Origin of the sequence: Vibrio ordalii ATCC 33509 (assembly GCA_000257205.1) — a bacterium.
Classification (GTDB): Bacteria; Pseudomonadota; Gammaproteobacteria; order Enterobacterales; family Vibrionaceae; genus Vibrio; species Vibrio ordalii.
In genome coordinates, this window is the sequence record AEZC01000119.1 from 1 (window position 1) to 9,376 (window position 9,376).

Annotated in this window: 8 protein-coding genes and 2 pseudogenes; 4 read left to right on the forward strand and 6 right to left on the reverse strand. The window is 47.0% G+C overall.

Features of this window, described 5'->3' with window-relative positions:
- Positions 1–98: 98 nt before the first annotated feature.
- Both VOR_RS18370 and VOR_RS0108855 read left to right on the forward strand, forming a co-directional pair.
- A pseudogene (locus tag VOR_RS18370) lies at positions 99–290 on the forward strand (transposase); the annotation flags it as partial.
- Between the two features lie 206 nt (positions 291–496).
- Positions 497–940, forward strand: a complete 444-nt coding sequence (locus tag VOR_RS0108855) for a dCMP deaminase family protein (RefSeq protein ID WP_010319355.1) — start codon at positions 497–499, stop codon at positions 938–940.
- 76 nt (positions 941–1,016) lie between these two features.
- Here VOR_RS0108855 and copI read toward each other — a convergent pair whose 3' ends face one another.
- The 5 genes from copI to VOR_RS0108880 all read right to left on the reverse strand — a co-directional run bounded on the left by copI (position 1,017) and on the right by VOR_RS0108880 (position 8,186).
- Positions 1,017–1,529 carry a copper-resistant cuproprotein CopI gene (copI, locus tag VOR_RS0108860; protein ID WP_010319356.1) on the reverse strand — a complete coding sequence of 171 codons (513 nt, stop codon included), beginning with the start codon at positions 1,527–1,529 and terminating at the stop codon, positions 1,017–1,019.
- Positions 1,530–1,605: 76 nt separating this feature from the next.
- Positions 1,606–4,734 (reverse strand): efflux RND transporter permease subunit, encoded by a 3,129-nt coding sequence (locus VOR_RS0108865; protein ID WP_010319357.1) that lies wholly within the window; start codon positions 4,732–4,734, stop codon positions 1,606–1,608.
- The gene (locus VOR_RS0108870; protein ID WP_010319358.1) at positions 4,731–6,233 is read right to left on the reverse strand and encodes an efflux RND transporter periplasmic adaptor subunit; all 1,503 of its coding nucleotides are present in this window, start codon (positions 6,231–6,233) and stop codon (positions 4,731–4,733) included. The genes VOR_RS0108865 and VOR_RS0108870 overlap by 4 nt, the downstream gene beginning before the upstream one ends.
- 9 nt (positions 6,234–6,242) lie before the next feature.
- A complete protein-coding gene (locus VOR_RS0108875) occupies positions 6,243–7,688 on the reverse strand; it encodes a TolC family protein (RefSeq protein ID WP_029627034.1) in 1,446 nt (481 codons plus the stop codon).
- Between the two features lie 81 nt (positions 7,689–7,769).
- Positions 7,770–8,186, reverse strand: coding sequence for a hypothetical protein (locus tag VOR_RS0108880; RefSeq protein ID WP_010319360.1), 417 nt, complete (start codon positions 8,184–8,186; stop codon positions 7,770–7,772).
- Between the two features lie 224 nt (positions 8,187–8,410).
- Here VOR_RS0108880 and VOR_RS18375 point away from each other — a divergent pair.
- Positions 8,411–8,598, forward strand: a pseudogene (locus VOR_RS18375) (glyceraldehyde-3-phosphate dehydrogenase); the annotation flags it as partial.
- Between the two features lie 83 nt (positions 8,599–8,681).
- The gene (locus tag VOR_RS0108885; protein ID WP_010319361.1) at positions 8,682–8,891 is read left to right on the forward strand and encodes a hypothetical protein; all 210 of its coding nucleotides are present in this window, start codon (positions 8,682–8,684) and stop codon (positions 8,889–8,891) included.
- Positions 8,892–8,973: 82 nt separating this feature from the next.
- Here the strand turns inward: VOR_RS0108885 and VOR_RS0108890 are convergent.
- On the reverse strand, positions 8,974–9,376 hold a 403-nt coding region (locus VOR_RS0108890), incomplete at its 5' end, for a LysE family transporter (protein ID WP_010319362.1).

A 9,376-nucleotide genomic window follows, 5' to 3' on the forward strand; every position in this document is an offset into this window, starting at 1 on the left:
ACCCATGCTTCGTGAACTGGAGATAGTCAGTACACGAACCTACTGATGACCAGGTGGTTTCGATAGACGGAAAAACGCTACGAGGCTCATACCATCAAGAAGACAGCTGCCAAATTTACAAAGAGCACGGGACAGAGAATTTATCTTGTCTGCGCCACATGAGCTTGAATATGCTTCGCTCAGAGCCAACAAAACTGAGCGTCGTCGGGAAACAAAAACGATGCATGATGAAAACTTCAATGCTTGAAGCAGTATTAAGTGCAGATTTTACTCAGGTGATGAAAAACTAAACACTCATGCGGTCGCCCTGACCAAGAAGCCCGCACGAAATGAGATAGAGCTCTCACTCTAATACTGATTGGCACGGCTGAATTCTGTTTAGAAATGAGAATTGCTCTAGACTAAGTGTGAGAAAACTAGGATATTAATGTCGATCTTAATCACACATCTCCCTCGCTACTGAGGAAATGCAAGAAAATCGTCAGAGGAACAACACATGATTTCGAAATGGGCACAGCGCTTTTACCAAATGGCAGAACTTGTTGGCTCTTGGAGTAAAGATCCCTCCACGCAAGTCGGCGCAGTGATCACTAAGCAAAATCGCATCGTTTCGGTTGGATTTAACGGTTACCCGCATGGTATTTCAGACAGTGCAGGCACCGATGATCGTGATATGAAATACCTCAAAACACTGCATGCTGAGGAAAATGCCATCCTATTCGCCAAGCGTGATTTGGATGGTTGCGAAATTTATGTGACACATTTTCCTTGCCCAAACTGTGCAGCAAAAATCATTCAAACTGGGATTTCCGCAGTGCACTGCCCAGAGCAAACAGAAGACTTCTTATCCCGTTGGGGTGATAAGATCAAAGTCAGCCAAGATATGTTTTTACAAGCGGGAGTTAAAGTAAACTGGCTACCGCTCAGTGATTTGAAATAATCAGTCAATGGTCAAAAAAACCGCCCGGCCACATTGGAAGGGCGCTTTTTCTTTTAACGAGTTAGCGTGACAACTTTTACTGAAGCTGAATTTTCTTAATCATCCCAGCTTCAGCATGGCCGGGTATATTGCAGGCAAACTCAACATTGTTATCACCATGAAAGTGCCATAACAGTTGTTTCGCTTTACCCGGCGCAACGGTGACGGTGCTGCCACCATCGTGTTTATGATTGCCCATTTGGCGCATCATTTCTCGGTGTTTTAGCTGCTCGGCGGCTGAACCAATCGAAAATTCATGCTCAATTTTACCTGTGTTCATAACGACAAATTGCACAACGTCATTCGGTTCGATGTTGACCTCTTTTTTGAAGGTGATTTTCATGTCATCCGAGAGTAAAACATGCACCACTTTATCGGGTTTGGCTCCTTTGGCAGGCATGCCGACTTCTGACATGTCATCCATCGCCATGTTCATCGTGTCTGTTTGCTTCATCGCCATACTGCCATGGTCCATTTTGCTATGATCCATTTCAGCCATGACAGAAGAGGTGAACAACGCCAGTGAAAGTGTAATTAGTGTTTTTTTCATTTTGATTTTCCTTAAATTGATTCAGTTACTATTTATTTTCCGATTGGTGCTTAGTTTATACTTTGCCAACTGCACGCTATTTGAGTGTTGCGATTTCACGGTTTTTCCATAGTTTGAATACCGCGGGTAGTACCAATAAGGTTAGTAATAGTGCTGAAGCCATGCCTCCAATCATGGGTGCGGCAATGCGCTGCATGACCTCCGAACCGGTTCCCGTGCCATACATAATCGGGATCAGGCCGATAATAACCGTCAGTACCGTCATCATAACTGGACGAACGCGCTGGCCTGCTCCTTCGCCAATGGCATTGATGAGATCTTGGCTGTCAATGGCCGCACCATTTTCTTGTGCATCAATTTTTTTGTATTGCCAAGCTTGGTTTAAATAAACGAGCATGATCACGCCAATTTCTACCGCAACACCTGAAAGTGCAATAAATCCCACTCCCACGGCGATTGAAAAGTTGTAGCCAAGGTAGTGCATCAACCACACGCCACCCACCATCGCCAGCGGCAATGTCGCCATAATGATCAACACTTCTCCGATTCGACGGAAACTGAAATAGAGTAGCAACATGATGATTGCGATCGTGATCGGTGCGACGACGCTCAAGCGTGCTTTGGCTCGCTCCATGTATTCATATTGGCCAGACCACACGAGAGAATATCCCACTGGCAGCTGTAATTGCTCCGCTACCGCTTGTTGCGCCTCTGCCACATACGAACCGAGGTCGCGTCCATCAATATCGACAAAGACCCAGCCGTTTGGCCGTGCGTTTTCAGTTTTGATCATCGGCGGGCCGTCTTCGTAGCGAATATCAGCTACATCGGCCAAGGCCAAACGTGCACCGTTTTGAGTCACCAAAGGTAAGTTTTGCAGCTTGACTACCGAATCGCGGTAATCTTGCGGGTAACGTACGTTGATCGGGTAACGCTCTAACCCTTCGATGGTTTCCCCCACATTCATGCCCCCCACTGCGGTTGAAACGACTTGCTGCACATCTTTAATACTTAGCCCATAGCGCGCCGCTTGTAACCGATTGATGTCTATCGTCACATAACGGCCACCAGCCACACGCTCAGCATAAACCGATGCCGTGCCTTGAATGCGGTTAAGGATAGGTTCAAGTTGCGCACCGATGGTTTCAATCTGTTTGAGATCGGGACCCGCTATCTTGATACCTATCGGTGTTTTGATCCCTGTAGCTAACATATCGATGCGTGTTTTGATTGGCATCACCCACGCGTTGGTTAACCCCGGAAATTGCACTAAGCTGTCAAATTCCTTGCGTAGCGATTCTGTGGTTACGCCTTCTCGCCATTGATCGCGAGGTTTCAGTTGGATCACCGTTTCAATCATGGTCAAAGGCGCGGGATCGGTTGCGGTTTCTGCACGACCCATTTTGCCCCACACGGTTTTGACCTCTGGTACGGTTTTGATGAGTTTATTGGTTTGCTGCAATAGCTCACGCGCCTTACCAATCGAGATCCCCGGATAGGTTGTTGGCATATACATTAGATCGCCTTCATCTAATGGCGGAATAAACTCACTACCCAATTTGCTCATTGGATAATAAGTCGAGGCCATTAACATAAAAGCGAATACAATCATACACTTAGGATAACTCAAACTCAGATTGAGTAATGGACGATAAAGTGCCACAAGCCCTTTATTGACAGGATTTTTGTGCTCGGAAATAATATTGCCACGCACAAAATAGCCCATGAGAACAGGGACGAGCGTGATCGCTAAACCTGCCGCAGCGGCCATGGAATAGGTTTTAGTAAACGCCAATGGTGAGAACATCTTGCCCTCTTGGCCTTCGAGTGCAAAAACGGGCACAAAACTTAACGTAATGATAAGCAGAGAGAAAAACAGCGGCGCGCCAACTTCTTCAGCGGCTTTACCGATCACCTGCCAGCGATTTTTGTCGGTCAATGGGGTGCGTTCAATGTGTTTATGCACATTGTCGATCATCACAATCGCCCCATCGACCATGGCACCGATAGCAATGGCGATCCCCCCAAGTGACATGATGTTGGCATTGATACCTTGCCAATGCATCACAATAAAAGCCGATAGAATGCCCACGGGCAAACTCAAAGCAATCACTAATGATGAGCGGATATGGAATAAAAACAGCGCACACACGACCGCAACGACAATGAACTCTTCTGCTAACTTATGCCAAAGGTTTTCAACGGCTTGATTGATCAAGGTTGAACGGTCATAAGTGGCAACAATTTCGACACCTTCCGGTAAACTGCGTTGGAGATCAGTCAATTTCGCTTTGACGTCATCAATCACTTGGCTAGCATTTTCGCCAAAACGCATCACGATCACCCCTCCAACCGCTTCTCCTTCACCGTTAAACTCAGAAATACCACGACGCATTTGTGGGCCAAGGTTAATATCCGCCACATCACCTAACAATAATGGCGTTCCTTTGTCGGTCACTTTCAGTGGTAGCGCTTTAATGTCCTCAATACTGGTCAGATAGCCGCTGGTGCGTACCATGTGTTCGGCTTCCGCCACCTCAATCACTGACGCTCCCGACTCTTGGTTACCATTTTGGATCGCCGCATTGATTTGTTGCAAAGTCAGGTTATAAGCGCGTAGCTTTGCCGGATCAATTTGCACTTGATATTGCTTAACCATGCCACCAACGGTAGCCACTTCGGAGACACCATTCACCGTTTGTAGCTCGTACTTCAAAAACCAATCTTGCAAACTGCGTAGCTGCGCAAGATCGTGTTGGCCGGTTTTATCTTGCAGTACATAACTGTAGATCCAGCCAACCCCAGTCGCATCTGGCCCCAAGGTTGGTTTGGCATTGGGTGGCAGTTTTGGCGTCACTTGGCTTAAGTATTCCAATACTCGCGAGCGAGCCCAATACATATCGGTTTTATCATCAAAGATGATGTAGACGTAGGAATCACCGAAGAATGAATAACCACGAACCGTTTCCGCTCCGGGAACCGCCAGCATCGCCGTTGTGAGTGGGTAAGTGACCTGATCTTCCACTACCTGCGGCGCTTGACCGGGATAGCTGGTTTTGATGATCACTTGCACATCTGAGAGATCCGGTAAGGCATCAACAGGCGTGTTCTTTACACTGTAAAGTCCGCCCAAAGTGAGAAACAGAGCCGCCACCAATACCAAAAATCGGTTATTGATCGACCAACGAATAATCGCACCGATCATTGTTGACCTCCTAACGTTTCTGCTGCAGTCATGTTCGTCGCACTACTTACCTGCTCACTCGCTTCCAGTGCTTTTAGTACATATTCGTCACCCTGTTTTGCCACTAGAAATCGAACCGTTTGCCCTTCAGCAAATAAGCTGAGATCCAACGCCTCGTCGACCGTGAAATTGATCTGACCTGCTTGCCAACCCCATTTGCTTACTGGTTTGTAATTGAGAGTGATCATCCCAAAATCTGCCATCAATGTGCTGACATCACCGGTTAACCACGCTTCATTGGCAGCTTCCACTCCGTTAATTCGCGACAAATCAGCGCTTTGGCTCGACTCCGAATCCAGCAGAAAATGCGCCGACGTGACGACCGTGTCTTGCTCCGTTAACCCTTGTAAAACTTCAAGGCGTTCGCCTGCTTCGCGGCCAACTTTAATCCTTGCTGAGCGGTATTTGCCATTTCCTTCAGCAAGTACGACTCGCGTCATGCCGCCCGAATGAATAACTGCTGATTTAGGAATGGTGAGCACCGCTTGTTGCGATACGGGCTGCAAAGCGATATTGGCGAACATGTTAGGCTTCAACTCTCCATTCGGGTTAAGAAATTTCAAACGCATACGCAGCGTTCGGGTTTTCGGATCCAAAATGGGATAGACGTAATCTATCTTCCCTTGCCACTCCTTGCCGGGAAGAGCATCCAGTGTCATTGACGCTAAACTACCCGACGTAATCCAATGTGCTTGGCGCTCAAATACCTCAGCATCGACCCACACTTCGCTTAAAGGGCCTGCGCTTATCACCGCTTGCGCTGGCGATAAGTAACCCCCTTCGCGAATATTCAAACTCGCAATCACCCCATCAGCAATGGCTTTGACCTCTATCGATTGAGTGGCTTTGCCTCGAGCAATAATCTGTCTGATCTGTTCACGATCAACCCCCAGTGAAACCAAACGCTCGGTTGCGCCTTTCAGTAAACTTTCACGGCTGGCTCGGTGAGCATTTAACAGCTCCTCCTGCGCTTTAACCAGCTCTGGTGAGTAGAGCGTAAATAAGACATCGCCTTTACGAACCCGCTCTCCAACCGCATTAATGTTCAGTTTTTCAACCCAACCGGCAACGCGAACGTTCGTTTGCCACAATAAACTGTCATCAAATGCAATGTAGCCCACTGTCTCAATGCGTGGAGATAACGGCGCAAACACCACGGGTTGCGTTTTCACACCCAGGTTATTTTCGACCGCAGCACTGATGGTCACCGTGCCACTCTTCTCTTGTGCTTGCGTCAGCGATTCGGTGTACACCGGGATGAGGTCCATCCCCATCGGCGACTTACCCGGTTTATCGCGTTTATAGTTTGGGTCCATCGGCGCAACCCAATACAGCGGTTCAGATGTGGCTTTGGCTGAGTTCATCGCCTCCATATCATGACCAGACAGGTATTGATTGATGCCAAACCCCAGTAATCCACCTATCGCTAAGGAAAGTACGGCTATGTTTAATGATTTCATTGAGTTCTCCTACTTTTCTACAGGCGTAAGTTTTTCTACAGACGTAAGTGTTTCTAAAGAGGTAAGTGAAGGGGCGCTAACTTGAAAATCGAACCCATTTAACAGATAAGCAAGGTTACTTTTGGTTAGATTTAAATCGGCCATTAGGCGTACTTGCTCTAGTTGTAACGCCAATTCATCGCTGGCGGCACTGACGACATCATTAAACTGGGAGGTATTGTTTTCATAGCCTCTCTCAACCGCTTGAGTGCGCGCTTTCGCTTGCGTTAATAAGGTGGTTTGATAGCGCGATAAACGCTGTTCGAGGTTCGTTTTATCAACCAGTAAGGCATTCACTTTGGCATTCATCTGCGCCAATAGAACGTCACGCTGTGATTTAGCCGCGCCCACTTGATATTGCGCCGCCGCGTGATTTCTATCTTGACGGTTCCCTGTAAACAGCGGGATATCCATGGTGAGATAAGCACTGACCATATCGGCTGCGGACCCACCTTGCATGCTGCTTGCTTGGCGATAGGCGTACATCACTTCGACACCAAACTGAGGTTGATAGGCCGTTTGTGCTATTTCGACTTGCGTTTGGTTGGTGTGAATTGCCGCTTCTGCCATGCCGACCATCGGGTGAGTGACCAATAAAGCATAGTGAGTGTTGCTGTCATTCATGGCCGCCAATTGCGCTTCCAAACGGGACCAGTTCACTGGCTCTTCAGCGGCTAACATAGGCTGTTCAACCAACCAAGCGCTACCTAACCATTCGCTACCTAACCATTCGGATAATTGCGACACAATGCGTTGCTGCGTTTGTTGATTGGCTTGTAATTTTTCGTCCAACTTGGAAACTTGTAGCTGCGCTTGCAACAAATCTTGCGCTTCGCTTTTACCTAATGAATAGTTCGTTTCAATAAAACCGACCAGCTCACGCATTAAGGTTTGGTTTGCCCGCACGATACGTTCAGCGCGTTGTTGGTAGCCTAACTCTAACCATAATTGAGTCATGCTGTTTGCCACTTCCAACTCACGTAAATTAACCTGAAGCGCAACGCCACTGGCTTGTTGCTTTGCTTTTTTCGCTTGTAATGCCAAGCTTGAACCCCGTTCAAACTGCTGCATTAAGCCCACAGAAATGTTAGTCATAGGATCTTCATCAAACTTAAAACTATCAATGGGCAAACCACCAAAGCCAACTTTGATCTTAGGATCCATCAGGGTTGAACTGGCCATTCCCGTTTCTTGTATTGCTTGAGATTGAGCAAAATATTGCTTGCGGACGGCATCATTCGATAATGCAGCGTCAATCAGCTGAGCTAATTGTTTTGCATGCGAATCTGGCTGAGCCATCGCGGCTTGTGGGGCTGCCCTCACCATTAAGGGGAATGACAAAACGCCCACTATACTGATCGACCAAGCGATCACAGAGAGTTTAAGGTTCACAATAAAATTCCATCTTTCATGCATCGCAAAGATTGAGATGCAACAGAGAGTCACGAACCTAGTTAAAGGCCGCACAAACACGCCATAAGCGTAATGAAAGGGAAATTAAGCGATAGGGGGACGGTAAAGTGAGCGAGCGACCATCACAATGCCACGCGTTGCTTCTGCATTGATCAACAATAAAACCGCGTGAGGTGTGAAGGGTTGGTGTTCAGTGATAAAGAAAGCTAACGTGGTCATGCACATGACGCTGCAACAGGAATCAGCACCTTGGTCTCTGTGATCGATACAACCGTTACTCATCGCTGATGAAGTCATGTCACTTGCATCGGAATCATGGTGAGCGGCGCTCATATTTGAGCAGTGTTGCGGCGGGTTTGCATCGTCAGTCACTGAATGTGATACAGCCGAAGTCGGTGACATTGTGATCGCCATTAATGGTGCGCTAGACACTAAGCTTGAAGCAAGCAGCGTCATCATCACCAACATGGAAACCCAAATTGTATGCAGCGAAAGTTGCATATCCAATATCACTATCTGACTGAAAACTCCCACAGACTAAAGCTTACCCTAGGGGTAAGGTCAATTAATTTAAATTTCTAAAATCGATAAAAATACGTTTATGATTACACGACTAAGTAGTCTAACTGACAATCTGCTACTGGCATTAAGTAGAGTAAGAACAACCATGCCTTCATTGAGAAGTGAGTAAGTATTACCATTGTTATCATCCTTAGGAGTAATACATCCTAGCCAACAGTTTAGTTGGCTCTCGCCATGCTGGCGTGGTTGATGGCGCAGCGACCATCGCTCAAGATAATCGCTGCGTGTTCTACATTTGGTATGACAATGAATTTGGCTAAGCGGCCAAGTTGTACATTGTATGGAACAGATGCTGGGTGTTCGTTACCGAACTTTCCCTTCGATAGATTAATCTATCCCGTTGTATCCAAACGTTCATGTTGGATTCATCTTAGCTGCGCTAACCTAGCTTTAATTCAGAAAGAGGTACAGGTTATGAATAGATTTATTGTGACTACATTAGCGCTGGTTGTAGGGTTTTTCGCGTTAATGCTGAGTTTGCTGCTCGCCATCCCTCTCGCTATTGCGGCGATCATCACTGGAAAACGTATAGAAAAGCAGCTCAAGCGCCACACCTTTACGCCAAAAAGCGGCTACGTTATTGAAGGTGAATATGAAGAAAAAACTCAAGCACACTATCGATGAACAACCCTATTCCCACTCTTTCATTGGCACGGCGAAACTCATTAGAAGCGGGAGGTATTTCCTCCCGCTTTTTTGGTATCAACTAAAGAGTCATGACGACGCGGATTGCAAGCGCAATCAGTACCACACCAGACAAGCGGTCAATCAATGCGGCTCGTGCGCGCAGTTTATCGAGTAAGAGCGGGATAGAAAGAATCAGGGTGATGAATGTATACCAAATCCCATCCACTAAAAATGGTGTTAACACAATAATGGCTTTGCTGCTCAGTTCGTTGCCGATGGCGACAAATTGACTGAATAACGCGATGAAAAATAGCGCGATTTTAGGGCTAAGCAGAGAAATCAATAACCCCTCTTTAGCCGACTGCCACACACTGACCATCTCACCAGATTCTAATTTAGCCGCCACGCCCCCTTTGGAACGTAATGCATTGATACCAAAATAGGCCAAATACAACGCACCTGCATAGCCCGGTCGTGACTCC

Excerpts from the sequence above, each read along its gene's own strand:
- VOR_RS0108855 (WP_010319355.1), top strand. The coding sequence starts at position 497 with ATGATTTCGAAATGGGCACAGCGCTTTTACCAAATGGCAGAACTTGTT.
- copI (WP_010319356.1), bottom strand. The coding sequence starts at position 1,529 with ATGAAAAAAACACTAATTACACTTTCACTGGCGTTGTTCACCTCTTCT.
- VOR_RS0108865 (WP_010319357.1), bottom strand. The coding sequence starts at position 4,734 with ATGATCGGTGCGATTATTCGTTGGTCGATCAATAACCGATTTTTGGTA.
- VOR_RS0108870 (WP_010319358.1), bottom strand. The coding sequence starts at position 6,233 with ATGAAATCATTAAACATAGCCGTACTTTCCTTAGCGATAGGTGGATTA.
- VOR_RS0108875 (WP_029627034.1), bottom strand. The coding sequence starts at position 7,688 with ATGCATGAAAGATGGAATTTTATTGTGAACCTTAAACTCTCTGTGATC.
- VOR_RS0108880 (WP_010319360.1), bottom strand. The coding sequence starts at position 8,186 with ATGCAACTTTCGCTGCATACAATTTGGGTTTCCATGTTGGTGATGATG.
- VOR_RS0108885 (WP_010319361.1), top strand. The coding sequence starts at position 8,682 with ATGAATAGATTTATTGTGACTACATTAGCGCTGGTTGTAGGGTTTTTC.